The 15,422-nt window shown below is 52.6% G+C and carries 11 protein-coding genes and 1 pseudogene; 6 read left to right on the forward strand and 6 right to left on the reverse strand.

The window, feature by feature from the left end; all coding sequences use genetic code 11:
- Window positions 1–38: 38 nt before the first annotated feature.
- The 3 genes from MUA00_RS10610 to lpxA all read left to right on the forward strand — a co-directional run bounded on the left by MUA00_RS10610 (window position 39) and on the right by lpxA (window position 3,861).
- A complete protein-coding gene (locus MUA00_RS10610; protein ID WP_271122940.1) occupies window positions 39–1,634 on the forward strand; it encodes an MFS transporter in 1,596 nt (531 codons plus the stop codon).
- On the forward strand, window positions 1,634–2,773 hold the full coding sequence (gene bglB / locus MUA00_RS10615) for a beta-galactosidase BglB (protein ID WP_271122939.1): 1,140 nt from the start codon (window positions 1,634–1,636) through the stop codon (window positions 2,771–2,773). Before MUA00_RS10610 ends, bglB begins: the two co-directional genes overlap by 1 nt.
- Before the next feature lie 290 nt (window positions 2,774–3,063).
- Window positions 3,064–3,861, forward strand: a complete 798-nt coding sequence (gene lpxA / locus MUA00_RS10620; protein ID WP_271122938.1) for an acyl-ACP--UDP-N-acetylglucosamine O-acyltransferase — start codon at window positions 3,064–3,066, stop codon at window positions 3,859–3,861.
- Window positions 3,862–3,902: 41 nt separating this feature from the next.
- On the opposite strand, the gene argS is transcribed toward lpxA, so the two are convergent.
- Entirely contained in the window at window positions 3,903–5,636 is a 1,734-nt protein-coding gene (gene argS, locus MUA00_RS10625) for an arginine--tRNA ligase (protein WP_271122937.1), read from the reverse strand.
- 249 nt (window positions 5,637–5,885) lie between these two features.
- Here argS and MUA00_RS10630 point away from each other — a divergent pair, with 249 nt between their 5' ends.
- The gene (locus MUA00_RS10630) at window positions 5,886–6,449 is read left to right on the forward strand and encodes a VOC family protein (RefSeq protein WP_271122936.1); all 564 of its coding nucleotides are present in this window, start codon (window positions 5,886–5,888) and stop codon (window positions 6,447–6,449) included.
- Window positions 6,450–6,469: 20 nt separating this feature from the next.
- On the opposite strand, the gene MUA00_RS10635 is transcribed toward MUA00_RS10630, so the two are convergent.
- Window positions 6,470–7,609: a MalY/PatB family protein gene (locus MUA00_RS10635; RefSeq protein ID WP_271122935.1), complete on the reverse strand. Its 1,140-nt coding sequence runs from the start codon at window positions 7,607–7,609 to the stop codon at window positions 6,470–6,472.
- 91 nt (window positions 7,610–7,700) lie between these two features.
- Here MUA00_RS10635 and cutC point away from each other — a divergent pair, with 91 nt between their 5' ends.
- Window positions 7,701–8,450: a copper homeostasis protein CutC gene (gene cutC / locus MUA00_RS10640; protein WP_271122934.1), complete on the forward strand. Its 750-nt coding sequence runs from the start codon at window positions 7,701–7,703 to the stop codon at window positions 8,448–8,450.
- Between the two features lie 189 nt (window positions 8,451–8,639).
- On the opposite strand, the gene MUA00_RS10645 is transcribed toward cutC, so the two are convergent.
- The 4 genes from MUA00_RS10645 to MUA00_RS10660 form a co-directional block, all read right to left on the reverse strand.
- On the reverse strand, window positions 8,640–9,740 hold the full coding sequence (locus tag MUA00_RS10645) for a fimbrial protein (protein ID WP_271122933.1): 1,101 nt from the start codon (window positions 9,738–9,740) through the stop codon (window positions 8,640–8,642).
- A gap of 9 nt (window positions 9,741–9,749) precedes the next feature.
- Entirely contained in the window at window positions 9,750–12,290 is a 2,541-nt protein-coding gene (locus MUA00_RS10650; protein WP_408639700.1) for a fimbria/pilus outer membrane usher protein, read from the reverse strand.
- 35 nt (window positions 12,291–12,325) lie between these two features.
- Window positions 12,326–12,991: a fimbrial biogenesis chaperone gene (locus MUA00_RS10655; protein ID WP_271122931.1), complete on the reverse strand. Its 666-nt coding sequence runs from the start codon at window positions 12,989–12,991 to the stop codon at window positions 12,326–12,328.
- Window positions 12,992–13,057: 66 nt separating this feature from the next.
- Window positions 13,058–13,648, reverse strand: a complete 591-nt coding sequence (locus MUA00_RS10660) for a fimbrial protein (RefSeq protein ID WP_271122930.1) — start codon at window positions 13,646–13,648, stop codon at window positions 13,058–13,060.
- 699 nt (window positions 13,649–14,347) lie between these two features.
- On the opposite strand from MUA00_RS10660, the pseudogene MUA00_RS10665 reads away from it, so the two are divergent.
- Window positions 14,348–15,401 (forward strand): annotated as a pseudogene (locus MUA00_RS10665) (transposase).
- Window positions 15,402–15,422: the final 21 nt, after the last annotated feature.

Here is a 15,422-nt window from a genome sequence, read left to right on the forward strand (position 1 = left end):
TGCAATCTCCCATAACAAAAGCAACGGGGTGGACGGCAATGAAAAAACGTAAAATTGGTCTTGTAAATTATCTCTCCTACGGAGCAGGCGACTTCCTGGGGGCCGGGACGACAGCCTTGACCGCGGCCTGGCTGCTCTATTTTTATACTACCTTCTGCGGGCTTACGCCTATCGAGGCAACCTTCATCTTCGCGATGGCGAGGGTGCTTGACGCCGTGGTCAGCCCGCTGATGGGCTATTTAACCGATAACTTCGGCTCCACCTGGGCGGGTAAACGCTTTGGTCGCCGTAAGTTCTTTATTCTGCTCGGTATACCTTTGGTCTTCAGCTACAGCTTTATGTGGGTTGGGGAGATGAGCTACTGGTATTACCTGGTGACCTACCTGATTTTTGATGTGGTTTACACCATGATTCTGGTGCCTTACGAAACGTTGGTGCCGGAGATGACCGATGATTTCAAAAAGAAAACCAAATTCTCAGGCGCGCGAATTTCGATGGCGCAGCTTTCGGCTATTCTGGCGGCTTTCCTGCCGGGCATCCTGCTGAATCACTTCGGGAAAGACAACGCGGTTTCTTTCTTCTACGCAAGCCTGGTGTTTGCGACCCTGTGCGCCATCGTGTTGACAATGGTGTGGTTCTTCACCTGGGAGCGTCCGCGCGCTGAGTGGACGGAAGCCGCGCTGCGCGCTGAGGAAGAGAAGAAAACGCTGACTTTCGCCCAGAGCATGAAGCGCCTGAACGTTGAGCTGACCTCCACGCTGCGTATTAAAATCTTCCGCCAGCATCTGGGCATGTATCTGGGCGGTTATATCGCGCAGGACGTCTTCAACGCCGTCTTTACCTATTACGTGGTGTTCGTGCTGATGCAGAGCGCGTCTGTTGCCTCTAACCTGCTGGGCACCATGGCCATTCTGCAGTTTATCGCCGTTATCGGCATGATCCCGCTGTGCATCAAATATGGCCCGGCGCCGTCGTATCGCATGGTCGTCGTGCTGTTCGGCCTGAGCTCCATCTCTTACGCCCTGCTGTATTACGCAGGCTTAAGCGATGTGTTCTCGCTGTTGCTGCTGGTTTCCGCAATTGCGGGCCTGGGCCGTGGCGGCATTAACTATGTGCCGTGGAATACTTATACCTATATCGCTGACGTGGATGAAGTGATTACCGGGCAACGTCGGGAAGGGATCTTTGCGGGCATTATGACGCTGACGCGTAAAGCTTCTCAGGCCGGCGCGGTCATGCTGGTGGGCATCGTAATGCAGCTTTCCGGTTTTGTGTCCGGCCAGGCGACCCAGCCTGCGGCGGTCAGCCATACCATTTTAATGATTCTGAGCTTCGGCACGGTTGGCGTGCTGGCCTGCGGGTTCCTGATTTCCCTGCGCTTTAAACTCAATCTGCAAACGCACAGCGTGCTGCGTGAAGAGACGGCGAAAATGCGCGTCGCCAATCGCGCGGTGCCGGAAGACATCACCCCGCAAGCCCGCGCAACCGTCGAAATGCTGGCGGGGATGCCGTATGAAAATCTCTGGGGTAACAACAATATTGGTTACCTCAACCACCACAAACCCGCCGCGCCGACCCTGAAACAGGCCGCAGCCATGAACTCAAATTCGAACGCTACTCAGAGGTTAAGCTAATGATTATTTACCCCGTCAGGCACAGCCCAAAACTGCGCCAGCCGGAGCGCTTCATCGCCCGGGATGAACTGAAGAACCTGATCCATAAGGTGACGGATAACCTTATCAATATTAAAGATGAGACCGGCCAGTTCCTGCTGCGCCTGGACGATGGCCGCGTCATAGATACCAAAGGCTGGGCGGGCTGGGAGTGGACTCACGGCGTCGGGCTGTACGGCATGTATCAGTATTATCGCCAGACGGGCGATGGGAAGATGCGCGAGATTATCGACGGCTGGTTTGCCGATCGTTTCGCAGAAGGGGCGACCACCAAAAACGTTAACACTATGGCGCCGTTCCTGACGCTTGCTTATCGCTACGAAGAAACGCGCGATCCTGCTTATCTGCCGTGGCTGGAGAGTTGGGCCGAGTGGGCGATGTATGAAATGCCGCGAACCCGGCACGGCGGCATGCAGCACATTACCCTGGCGGAAGAAAACCATCAGCAAATGTGGGATGACACGCTGATGATGACGGTGCTGCCGCTGGCAAAAATTGGCAAGCTGCTCAATCGCCCGGAATACGTGGAAGAGGCGACCTACCAGTTCCTGCTGCACGTACAAAACCTAATGGACAGAGAAACCGGGCTGTGGTTTCACGGCTGGAGTTATGAAGGCAATCATAACTTTGCTAACGCCCGCTGGGCCCGCGGCAACAGTTGGCTGACCATTGTGATCCCTGATTTTCTGGAGCTGGTGGATTTGCCGGAAAACAACGCGGTGCGCCGTTATTTGGTTCAGGTGCTGGAAAATCAGGTGGCGGCGCTTGCCCGCTGCCAGGATGACAGCGGTCTGTGGCATACGTTGCTAGACGATCCGCATTCTTATCTGGAAGCCTCGGCAACCGCAGGCTTTGCGTATGGCATTCTGAAAGGCATTCGTAAGCGCTATATCAGCCAGGATTATAAAGACGTGGCTGAAAAGGCGATGAAGGGCATTGTGAAAAATATCTCGCCACAAGGCGAGCTGTTACAGGTTTCCTTCGGTACCGGGATGGGCGGCAACCTGGATTTCTATCGCCAGATCCCGTTGACTTCCATGCCTTACGGCCAGGCGATGGCGATTCTTTGTCTGGGCGAATATCTGCGTATTTATCTGTAAACGTAGCGGTGGATGGCGCTTTCGCTTATCCACCCTACAAAACGCTCATCCCATCACGATCCCGTAGGTCGGGTAAGCGAAGCGTCACCCGACATAAATTATCCAACGATACCAGCCCGTAGGTCGGGTAAGCGTGAGCGCCACCCGACATCCGGCCTTCCCGGTTAAGTTCAAAAAATAAAGAAAATATATAAGGCGTAATCGTGCCGGTATTTCAATATGCTTGTTCGATTCGATAAGCCCCTTCCTGGTTATTACCTCTTCTTTTTGTACCTTTTCAGGATCACCCGATGTCCATTTCTTCCTTAGCCCGGATAGCCGCCAGCAGCCTGGTGGAAGCCGGTGCCATTATTGGCGCGCATGTCACCATTGGCCCTTTCTGCGTGATTGCGGCGGGCGTTGTTATCGGTGAGGGAACCGCTATCGGCTCCCATTCAGTTATCAACGGTCTGACAACCATTGGCCGTGACAATACTTTCGGCCAGTACTCTTCCATTGGCGAAGTGAATCAGGATCTTAAGTACGCAAACGAACCGACCACCCTGGTGATTGGCGATCGAAATCAGATCGGGAAAAATGCTACTTTTCATCGCGGTACGGTTCAGGGACGTAGCGCCACCCTTATCGGTAACGACAACCTTTTCCTTGACAGCGTTCACATCGGCCATGACTGCGTTGTCGGGAATGGCACGCAGATAGGCGATAATAGCGGGCTGGCGGGACACGTTGAGCTGGATGACGAAGCCCGGATTGGTTTTATGTGCGCCATTCATCAGTTTTGCGTGCTGGGCGTCGGGGCCCGCATCGTCGATCGGTCCGCCGTAGTACAGGATGTTCCGCCTTTTGTGATAGCAAAGGGGAATCGTGCGGTGCCTGCGGGCATCAACGCGACGTCGAAAACTTTTCTCGCCCTGGAAAAATACCAGCAGGATTTGATTCATACCTTTTACGATATGCTTTATCACCAGTCGCTGGCATTAGAAGAAGTGAAACAGGCTTTGAAAATAATGGAAAGCGATTATCCGGTGATGGGACTTTTTGACAGTTTCTGGACGCGTTCGGCGCGTGGAATTATTCGCCAGAAATAAAAAGACCCGCGCGTTCGTTAAGGACGGCGGGTCTTTTGCTGTTACATACGTTCTACAGTTTCGATACCCAGCGTATCCAGACCCAGCTTCAGGGTTTTCGCCGTCAGCAGGGCCAACTTCAGACGGCTGTCGCGGGCTTGCTCAGAATCTGCGGTAAGAATAGGGCAGTGTTCGTAGAAGCTGGAGAACAGGCCCGCCAGATCGTACAGGTAAGAGCACATCACGTGCGGCGTGCCGTCGCGGGCGACAACGTTCAGCGTTTCTTCGAACTGCAGCAGGCGCGCGGCAAGCTGCGCTTCACGGTCTTCGGTAATAACGACCGGCGCTTTCAGCAGTTCGGCTTCATTCACATTGGCTTTACGGAACACGGAAAGCACGCGGGTATAGGCGTACTGCATGTACGGCGCGGTGTTGCCTTCGAAGGCCAGCATGTTGTCCCAGTCGAAGATGTAATCCGTAGTACGGCTTTTAGACAGATCGGCGTATTTCACGGCGCCAATGCCGACCGCGTTTGCCAGAGCTTCCAGCTCGGCGGCAGGCATATCCGGATTTTTCGCCGCGACCAGGTTGCGCGCGCGCTCCATTGCCTCATCCAGCAGATCGGTCAGTTTTACGGTACCGCCAGAGCGGGTTTTAAACGGCTTGCCGTCTTTACCTAACATCATGCCGAACATCTGGTGTTCCAGCGGAACGGAATCCGGCACGTAGCCAGCCTTACGCACGATGGTCCACGCCTGCATCAGGTGCTGGTGCTGACGGGAATCGATGAAGTAGAGCACGCGGTCCGCATGCAGCGTTTCATAACGGTATTTTGCGCAGGCGATGTCGGTGGTGGTGTAAAGGTAGCCGCCGTCTTTTTTCTGGATGATAACGCCCATCGGGTCGCCATCTTTATTCTTGAACTCGTCCAGGAAGACCACGGTTGCGCCTTCGCTTTCCACCGCCAGACCTTTTTCTTTCAGATCCGCCACGATGCCCGGCAGCATTGGGTTATAAAGGCTTTCACCCATCACGTCGTCACGGGTCAGCGTAACGTTGAGTCGGTCATAGGTTTTTTGGTTCTGAGCCATGGTGATGTCGACAAGCTTGCGCCACATTTCACGGCAGTATTCATCGCCGCCCTGCAGCTTCACCACGTAACCGCGCGCGCGTTCCGCAAAGGCTTCGTCTTCGTCGTAGTGTTTCTTCGCCGCGCGATAGAATTCTTCCAGGTCGGCCAGCGCCATTTCACCGGCGTTTTCCTGCTGCTGTTTTTCAAGATACGCAATCAGCATGCCGAACTGCGTGCCCCAGTCGCCCACGTGGTTTGCGCGAATAACTTTATGGCCGAGGAATTCCAGGGTACGCACCGCCGCATCGCCAATAATCGTCGAGCGGATGTGGCCGACGTGCATCTCTTTTGCCACGTTTGGCGCGGAGTAATCGACGACAATGGTTTGTGGCGCAACGGCATTCACGCCGACGCGGTCGGAGGCGACGGCCGCATCGACGCTGTTAGCGAGGAATTGCGGGTCAAGGAAGATATTGATAAAGCCTGGGCCTGCGATTTCAACTTTGCTTGCGATCCCGGTCAGATCCAGATTAGCGATAACGGACTCTGCGACTTGTCGCGGCGGCTTGCCCAGGGACCTGGCAACGGACATCACGCCATTGGCCTGATAGTCGCCGAACTGGACTTTGGCTGACTGACGAACCTGCGGTTCGCAATCCGCAGGCGCACCTGCGGCAACCATGGCCTGACGGACTTTATCTGAGAGAAGAGCCTGAATATTCACCGGGATACCTTACATTTTGCTAAGGGCTGCCGTGTCGTTACCGCAGCCGTATCGTGGGGGATAAAATAAGGGCGTAAGTATAACTTTATTTATCCGCCTTCGTCAGCAAAAGCCTTGCCCTGCGCGCCCTGAACTATTATCAACGGTATAGTGAATAACCATTCATCCATTTCAGCGCATAAGGGGTGTTGGTGAGGCTGCCGGAAAAAGGTAGATTAGCCCCCCTTCGCTACCTTAAAGGACGACGTCATGGCTAACTGGCAGACAATTGAAGAACTGAATGATATTTCAGCGGATCTTCCGCGATTTACAAAAGCGTTAACGGAACTTGCCACGCGCCTGGATCTGGAGTTTGCGTCCCTTGACGCCGATCACATTTCATTGCGCTGTCATCAGAATGCTACGGCGGAGCGCTGGCGTAACGGCTTTGAAAAATGTGGGACGCTGCTGTCGGAAAATATCATCAACGATCGGCCTATTTGCCTGTTCCGCCTCGACGAACCTGTCTGCGTTGAGCACTGGAAATTTACCATTGTCGAGCTGCCGTGGCCGGGCGAGAAACGCTATCCGCACGAAGGCTGGGAGCATGTTGAAATTGTGCTGCCGGGCGACCCGCAAACGCTGAATGCCCGCGCGCTGGATTTAATGTCCGATGCCGGTTTGCGGCAGACGGGAATTTCCGTCAAGACCAGCTCGCCGAAAGGGGAGCGCGAGCGTTTGCCGAATCCAACGCTTGCGGTTACCGACGGGAAAGTTACTGTCAAATTCCATCCGTGGAGTATTGAAGAGATCGTTGCCAGCGAGCAGGAATAATTTCGCGCGGCGGGACGCGCTTACAGAGCGTTAACCGCCGCCGACATTCTTTTGATTGCTTCTTCAAGCGTTGCCGTCGTGCAACCAAAGTTTATCCGCACGAATTTTGCTTCGCCAAAATCAGCCCCGGGCGAGAAGCCCAGTCCGGCTTTCTGGAAGAATAACGTTGGGTTATCAACCGCCAACCGGCTTGCGTCTACCCATCCCAGATAGGTCGCTTCCGGAGAGGTCATTTTCAGTCCCTCAATGTGATTGACGGCGCTGACCAGCCTGTCGCGGTTGCGACGTAAATACGCCAGCAGTTCCTGTAACCACGGCTCGCCATCACGCCAGGCGGCGGTTGCTGCGGTTAATGCCAGCACGTCCACGTTCGGTACAATGCCGTCGCGCGTTCGGTTAAAGCGCTTGCGCAATTCCGGGTTGGGAATAATAGCGACTGAAGCGCCAAGGCCTGCAATATTGAACGTTTTGGACGGTGAAATCAGCGTGATGGAACGCTGCTCAGCGTCCGCGCTTAACGTGGCAAACGGAATATGTTTTACGCCGGGTTCAAGCACCAGATCACAATGAATTTCATCGGAGCAGACGATCAAATCATGGCGCTGAGCGAAGGCCAACTGCTGCTCAAGTTCTTCGCGGCGATAAACCGTGCCGCCGGGGTTTTGCGGATTGCACAGCATCAGCAATTTCTCTTTGCCGGTGAGTGAAGGCGCAAGCGACGGTAAATCCATTATCCAGCGGCCCTTATCGAGCCGAAGCGGGGCGTTAATCTGCGAACGTTGTGCGAAGGCGGAGGATTTTTTAAAGGGCGGGTAGACCGGCGTTGGCGCGATAGTCGTCTCGGCTGTTTCGGTAAAGGCCCGAACGGTGAGGTTCAGCCCGGCGACAATACCGGGAAGGATAACAATCCATTCTGGTTTTATTTGCCACTGATAGCGGCTGGCCATGCGCTCGACCACCACGTCGATTAACGCATGGGGCCTGTCGCCGTAGCCGAAAACGCCGTGTTCCACGCGCTTATGGATGGCATCCAGAATGCAGGGCGGCGAACGGAAATCCATATCGGCCACCCACATCGGTAGCACGTCGTTACCATATTTATTCCACTTCACGCTGTCGCTGTGACGCCGGTCGATCCCTTCGTCGAAATTGAATGCCATGATAAGTTACCCTTTTGTGAACATCGTTTCAGGTTATCATTCTGACCCAATGAGACAACCGCATAGCAGAAGTTTTTTTAAGGAGTAATCAATGGCTAAGCTGGAAATATGCTGTTATGGCATCGATTGTGCCCTGACGGCTGAACAGGCCGGAGCGGACCGCATTGAGTTATGCGCGGCGCCTAAAGAAGGCGGGTTAACGCCTTCAGCAGGCGTGCTGCGAAAGGTAAAACAGCTAGTTTCGATTCCCGTACACCCCATTATTCGCCCTCGCGGCGGCGATTTTTGCTACACCGAGCGTGAGTTCGCCGCCATGCTCGAAGATATCGCCTTCGTGCGTGAGCTGGGCTATCCGGGCCTGGTTATCGGCATGCTGGATGAAGAAGGGCATGTTGATGTTGAACGTATGAAGCAAGTGATGGATGCAAGCCGCGGCATGGCCGTTACCTTCCATCGCGCTTTCGATATGTGCCACAACCCGACTCAGGCGCTGGAACAGCTAACGGATTTGGGCGTTGCGCGCATCCTTACGTCCGGCCAGCAGCAGAGCGCTGAATCAGGACTTTCACTGCTTAGGGAACTAAAACAGCATTCCCGTGCTCCAATCATTATGGCAGGCTCTGGGGTGCGTTTGAGCAACCTGCAAAAGTTCGTGGAACAAGGGATTGATGAGGTGCACAGCTCCGCAGGCCAGAACGTTGCTTCGGTGATGCGTTACCGCAAGGCGGGGGTTTCGATGAGTGCGGATGCCGAAGCTGATGAGTTTAATCGCTACTGCGTTGATGGCGACGTGGTGGCGGCAATGAAAGCCGTGTTGGTTGCCGCAAAAACGGCAGCCTGACCGCTAAAAGTTTTTAACCGCGCATCATGTCGCCCAATGTGATGTTTGCTCGTACCAGGCCCCGGTGCTTTACCGGGGCTTTTTTTATGTATTTTGGGGGGCCTGCGACAGCAGGGATGAATGAGACTGCTGCGTAAGGCTCCGAGCTAAATGCTTCTGCAAACCTCCCCGGCAGCCTGTGCATCGCCGCTAATTATAAATCAGCGTAAATGTCGCTATGCCGTTGGCCTTGCCCGGGGATATCGTCTCGCCGGTTTGCACGTACTGGGCTGCAAAATTAATCTTTTCGGCACTGCCTGCGCTGCTGGCAGTGATGTGCTTCAGCACGGGAAGGTTACTGGCTTCGTTTAGCTTTACGGCGGTACCGGCAGCGGGCGCAGGCGCGGCGTTATTGCCATAGCTAAGCCTGATGCCCACGCCTTTAGCCGCCTGCGCATCCTGGTTCAGGGCTAGCGTATCAGAGAGGGCCGGGTCAGCGCTGACGCCGAAGAAGCCAATTTTCACGTCCGTAGGGATAGAGCAAAAGATGGGTATGGCGAAGGACTGAAGGCTGCCGGCAACAGTGTTTACCCCCTTAAATTCGGCTTTATTTACCGTGCCAAGGCCGACGTTAATGCTGGATGTGGTGACCTGACAGCTGCCGCTGGAACCAATGTCGACGTTGAGCGCTGCAAGATCGATGATTGTCGGCGAGCTGACTATCGTTCCTTCCGTTCCGGCCGCCTGCTGCTCGATAAAAAGTTTGCCAACCTGCGGCTGCGCGTCGACGTTTTCATGGTTTCCGCCTGCCAGCGTTACATCAGCCGTTTTAAAAAAGGTGATATACATTTTCACGGTAAGTTCGCGCTGCGTAAGCATACCGGGCAGCTGCGAGCTGTCGCAAACGGTGGTGGACTCGTTTCCGGCGGGAGCGCTGGAGCCATCTATGTATCGAATACTTCCACCGTTGCACTGAAACCCAAGTGAATAACCGATCCCTTCAAGCTTCGTCGCATAAACATGGTGTCCGTTGATGACTGTGCCCGCACCAGAGGTGTCCATCTGCTGATAGACAATCCGTTTCCAGCCTGCTGTGGGCATCTGTAAATCACAGCTAAAGTGCACCCCGCCGCCGTTATCCGGCATCTGGCTTGTCATTTGGCTATTAACCGGCAGCGTGGGCAGGTAGGTTATGTTTTGCGTATTAATGGTCGTTTGCCCTGCGCTGGCGTTACAATTTTCCGCAAGGCTGCTTTGGCTGTAACACCCCGCCAGAAGCAAAATGCATCCGAGACGAATGAGACTTTTCATGCTTATCCTTTAGAGGCAAATGCCGTCGACGGTTTTGATCTGGTTATGCTGCTGCGCAGGAGGAATGCTGAAATGCGTAACGCACCTGCGTGTGACGTTCTGCTCGTCCCAGCTTGCTTCGATAGTGCCTTCGTCAGGGATCCCGCTCAGATAGACTTCACCCCGGTCGGCTACCATGCCGCTGGCGGGCTTTCCGTCATCCTCACTTTGTGCAATAAGATGCGCGCTGGCACCGAAGGGTAGCGGGCCGTTGTTGTCACGCAGAGCAAACAGCACCCGGTAACCAATATGCGTTTGATAATTTGCTAATACCACCGCCCCGCCGCCGGGAATTACCGTTTGGCTTTCCAGTTCAACATCCGTTTCTCCATCCATGGTGCTGGTATCCAGAGTGATGTCATTTTTGCGCCAGTTCGTCAGTGCCGGAACCACGGCGTAACCGCGCGAATCGGTATGGATGTTGCTGCCGTTTTGAATAGCGACATGCGACGCGCCGGGCGCACGCACGATGGCAAAGCTGTCGCTGGTAGTCTGTCCGAACGTGACGCCGTGTGCATGAGCGACAATCGACCCCGAAGCACCCCAGGTCAGCTGTTTGTTGCGGTTATCGTATCGATAACCGAGCTGGGTGGTGCCGTAGCCGCCATGATAATCAAAGCCCACGCCGCTGTTTGCACCCTGGCCTTTATTTCCATAGCCCTGCTGCACGTTATAATAAAGGTTATGGTTCTCCAGCAGCGAGCCATAAAGCGATACCTGCTGGGAAGTATGGCCGGTATTGTCGGAAGTCATGTTATAGCTGACGGAGTTTTCAGACAGCCATTGACCCAGCGGGATGTTGACGTTAAGAGACAGGGAGCGATCCGCTTCATTTTTTGTCGACGATTTCGTGTAGTAGTAGCCAAGACCGCAGGATATTCCTTTCCAGCCGCTATAGAGGCCAATATGTAGAGTTTCGTCATGTCCCTGTGAATGCCAGTATTCCTGCGAATAAATCGAGGCGGAAAGGCTGCCCCAGCCGCCGAGCGACTGGCTGACTGAAAACTCTTCCCGGCTTCTCTTGTTGTCTACCAAGCTATTATCGCCCTCCAGCGCGACCGCCTCACTAAAGTCATAATAACCGCTGGAGGAGTAGCGGTAGCTGGCAAGGCTTATAGAGGTGCCCGTCAGATTAAAATCTTTTTGGTACTGCGCGCGTACTGAGCGCCCGATATAGCGTTTACCGGAAGGTGAGCTTGTCGTTGAAAACGTGACGTCCGAACCAAGTGAACCCAGCTCTCCAAATCCGCGGCTAATACCGAGGGCGTAAGCCTGATACTGCTGGGCGAGCTGTGCGCCGCCGGAGGCGGTAAACGATGCGGGAAGGCCGTAAAACAGCGTTGACTGCACGAACTGCGGCGTGCGCGACTGGTTGAGGCCTGAACGATAGCGGCCGGCGCTGACGCTGAATTTGCTGCGTCCCTCACGCAGCATGAAAGGAACGGCGGAGAAGGGTTGGGTAAAGGTCCTTACCGAGCCGTTACTCTCGGTGATTTTCACCTCCAGATCGCCACTTTGAGCCGTAGGATAGAGATCTTTTAACGCAAATGCGCCGGGGGCCACGTAGGTTTCATAGATGACATAGCCGTGCTGAGAAACCGTGACTTTAGCATTGCTGTGCGCCATGCCGCGGATCACGGGAGCAAAGCCGCGCTGGCTGTCCGGAAGCATCTCATCTTCGGACATCAGCTGGACGCCGCGAAACTGGATGCTGTCGAATACGTCGCCGGTAGTATAGGTATCGCCAGCGCGAAACAGGCTGCGCAGGCTTTTAATATCGTGCTGCAGATAGGTGCTTTGCGATTGCCAGCGGCTATGCTTATCGTACATCAGCGAGGAAATATTGCGTAAACGCCAGCCGCCGAGGTTGATGCCGCTGCGTAAATTTAAATAGTTCGAATTTATCACGCCTTCCTGCTGATGAGTTTGCGACCCCGTGAGGCTGTAGTTAACAAACGCGGCCGCAATACCATCATCCCAGCGGGCTGGATCGACATACCCGCGGCTTTGTACGTTCATTGCCGCCTGCGGAATGCTCAGGACAAGGCGCTGCCCGATAAAATCGAATTTACTGCTCGCATCAGGAATATAGCGCTCGATGCGGGTAAAGGACTCGCCTTCATGGAGCTGGTTAAAAGATGAAAACGCGCTGACGTTTACGCCGAATTCAGCCAGTTGAGCGGGCGTCAATACGGGTTTTAATATCCCGTCATCCTCCGTAAACTCAACGGTTTGTTGGCTGACCTGTTGATCGTTAACCACTACGCTAACCTGGTAGGCACCGGGCTGTTGTCCGCCCGCTTTTGAGAAATAGTGTAGGTCCGCCGTTTTTTGCTGACGGTCGGAAAACTCCAGCGCCGCGGGGTCAAAGTAATCATCGGCCAGCGCCAGCCTGCTGTGGCTCATCAGCATAAGAGCGGTTGGCATAGTGGCCAGCAGGAGAGCGGTGCCTGGAGAAGGGGTATGCAGCAGTGAATACCCGTGTGAGTTTATTAACGTCTGTTTTTTCACAGGTGCATCGCCGGACGAGTTAGGTTCAAAGTAGCTCAACGCTGCGCGTAGTCGGTGATGCCGCCGAAGTCATTAATAGCGCGCCATTTCACCTGGCCTGAGCTCTCGATCGGCCACTCTTTACTGGCCAGCGGAGCAATCATTCCGGGCTCATCAATCTCCTTACCCGCAACGCTTATTGAATAGAAGGAAATAAAATAGGCCGTTGGATTGCTGGCAATTAAGCGCTTGCCGCTGATATGGAACTGCAGATTTTGCCAGGCCGTCGCCGGATCGCCCGCCAGTCCAGTAGGGCGATAAAAAATCTTAAACTTTGATTTAATATTAACCTGCAGCTTATTGCTGTTACCTTTTTGTGATGGCGAAATACTTTTCACATTCAACCAAAACACTGACTCTCGATCGTACGGCAGCTGCGCACCGGTGAAATTAATTCGCAAAAGGTTTTTTTGCTCGGGATCGAGGCGAAACAGCGGTGGCGTTACCACAAACGGGGCGCGTTCTCCTTTGCTTGCCGCATCATTCTCCACCCATGACTGCACTAAATAAGGAGTATGGGTATCAGCGTTAGTCACCGAGAGTGATGCTTCCCGATCGCTTGCATGATAAATAACTCTTGTGCCACCCATTATTATTCCTGCATGCGCCATGCAGGATAAGCAAGAAAATAGAATAGCAATGCTCGCGATAAAACGATTCATAAATACCTGGCCGCTGGATAAATATTACAGGAGAAGTGAGCAGGTGAACCCCTGCTCATTAACGACTTAGTTGTAAACCATATTGAAGTTTGCTACGCCATTAGCGTCACCCACGGTTACGTCATCAGCCGTGGAGCGATAATCAGCATAGAAGGTGAGGTCAGCTGTTCCGTCGTTGCCGGTACTGCCGGCGTTAATTGGATATTCTTCAGTGACCGATCCAAGATTGATTTTTTGATTGCGGCTGGCTTCATAAAGCTCGATCGCTACGCCGGTCGCGGCATTTGCGCCCGAGTCGATAGCCAGCATATTTTTATCCGTTGCGTCGTGATTACCGTCGAAGAGTACGGCAACGCTAGTGACGGAGTCAGGGCAGTCCTGAACTTTAATATGGAAAGGGGTTTTCGTTGTTTCGGTGCCGGCGGCGCCAAAATAGCTGCTTGACCATTTACCTAAGTCGACCGTCTGGTTGGCACTTTCCGTATCAATGTTGCAGGAGGTATCGGTGATTGAACCGGTGAACTGGACCTGGCCGCCAGTGCTTTGCGTACCGGCATCAGAACCGGGATTGACGTTAACGCCCGATGCTCCAGAAATAGCTGCGCCAGATGCTAATGTGGATAACATTAATGCCATAATACGAAACTGTGATTTCATTTATAATCTCTTCATTAACTTGTATCCCCTGCTGGACAGACGTGACGCTATATTGAGACAAAACATGTCTACCGGCAGCTCTTCCTTGTTAACGAGATTTCGTTCCGTCGTGGGATGTTTGATTTCTAATCTATTTTATAACGCTAAATTAATTTCGCGATAAAGTATGTTTATTCTAACGGTATCTTTAATTTGCATATGAAATGCGTGTTCAATATTAAGCAAAAATAGATAATATGCAACAATTCATTTTAGTGAAGCATAAATGAATAAAATATCCGTTAAGTAAAATTATTAAAAATTAACAAGGGGATGTTATTTTTATTCGCCAGAGGGCGCTTTAGGAACTTTCTTGTGAACATGTGGCTAACAATATCTTTACTTGCTTAACGTTATTTAAATAATCAGTGCTTTTAAATAAGAAACCTCCTTGCTTTAACAACGGGTTATTCTGATGGTTTTAAGAATAATCCTAATTGGCCTAAAGGCGGAAATTTACATTTTATGATCAATAACTCCGCTGGCTATGGATTAGTAAAGTTCTTGATGCCCTTAAGCAGGTCTCCGGGTTAGGCTGGAGCATAAAAACAAAAGGCCGCGATTGCGCTGAGGAATCCCCAGTAATGAACGGGTGAAAAAAGACAGGCATAGAGTTTTGCGATCTACTGATTGTGCAACCAATTCAACGAGATCACCTCTATGCCTGCTCGTAAAATATGTCAGAACTTCTTCCAGAATGCCTTAGCGCCGTTTCACAAATACCGACAGAATGCTCTGCTTGATGCAATAGCAGCATTGCTCAATGGTGCATCACTGACGCTGACCAGTATCGGACGTTTTTTGCCGGGGCGTGCTCAGGTTAAAAATAAGATCAAACGCGTTGATCGCCTTCTGGGGAATAAATCGCTTCAAAACAATATCCCCATGATTTAAAAATATTATTTCAATGCTGACGCGACAGTTATCACTGTGTGTCATTGTTGTTGACTGAAGCGGCTACCCTTCACAGGAGAACCACATGCTCCGTGCCAGTCTGCTTTGTGATGGTCGTTCCATTCCATTATTAAGTAAGGTTGTTTCGTCAGGAAAGCAACATAACACGATGATACAAAAGGTATTCCTTGATGAACTGGCCAAAGATGTCAATCCGAAGTCCAGAGTCATCATTGTTACGGATACAGGCTTCCAGAATGCGTGGTTCCGGCATATCAAATCACTCGGCTGGGATTTTGTCGGCCGGGTCAGGGGAAATATTCATCTGCGTCTCGACAGAAAAGGTGAACACTGGTTTCAGACGACAGGTATTATCAGACCCTCACAAATAAAAGACGCGCGGTCAGCAGCAAAAGGGCCGTAGCTGCTCTTCAGTAGTACAAACGATAAGCCACGAGAAATCATGGAGTTATACAGCCGGCGAATGCAAACAGAGCAGAACTTCAGGGACGAAAAAAGTGAACGTTTTGGGTTCGGACTTCGCGCCAGTTACAGTCGCTCAGCGGGACGTATGCTGGTACTGAGCCTGCTGGCAACACTGAGTACAATAGTGCTGTGGCTGATGGGTTATCACGCTGAAAATAAAGCATTACATCTGAGATATCAGGCCAACACTGTTAAGTCACGACGGGTTATCTCGTATCTGACGTTAGCGGAGAATATCCTGCGACACTCTCCGCTAATTTTCACACGAACGGTACTGGATACCGTTCTCAGCCACCTCGCCAGAACCTACCGAAGTATGGTGCTGGTTTATTAGCGCTGATTTTGTGGGGATCTC

This window comes from Dryocola boscaweniae, from assembly GCF_025215095.1.
Lineage (GTDB): Bacteria > Pseudomonadota > Gammaproteobacteria > Enterobacterales > Enterobacteriaceae > Dryocola > Dryocola boscaweniae.

Coding starts and splice junctions, on each gene's coding strand:
- MUA00_RS10610 (WP_271122940.1), top strand. CDS start 39: ATGAAAAAACGTAAAATTGGTCTTGTAAATTATCTCTCCTACGGAGCA.
- bglB (WP_271122939.1), top strand. CDS start 1,634: ATGATTATTTACCCCGTCAGGCACAGCCCAAAACTGCGCCAGCCGGAG.
- lpxA (WP_271122938.1), top strand. CDS start 3,064: ATGTCCATTTCTTCCTTAGCCCGGATAGCCGCCAGCAGCCTGGTGGAA.
- MUA00_RS10630 (WP_271122936.1), top strand. CDS start 5,886: ATGGCTAACTGGCAGACAATTGAAGAACTGAATGATATTTCAGCGGAT.
- MUA00_RS10635 (WP_271122935.1), bottom strand. CDS start 7,609: ATGGCATTCAATTTCGACGAAGGGATCGACCGGCGTCACAGCGACAGC.
- cutC (WP_271122934.1), top strand. CDS start 7,701: ATGGCTAAGCTGGAAATATGCTGTTATGGCATCGATTGTGCCCTGACG.
- MUA00_RS10645 (WP_271122933.1), bottom strand. CDS start 9,740: ATGAAAAGTCTCATTCGTCTCGGATGCATTTTGCTTCTGGCGGGGTGT.
- MUA00_RS10655 (WP_271122931.1), bottom strand. CDS start 12,991: ATGAATCGTTTTATCGCGAGCATTGCTATTCTATTTTCTTGCTTATCC.
- MUA00_RS10660 (WP_271122930.1), bottom strand. CDS start 13,648: ATGAAATCACAGTTTCGTATTATGGCATTAATGTTATCCACATTAGCA.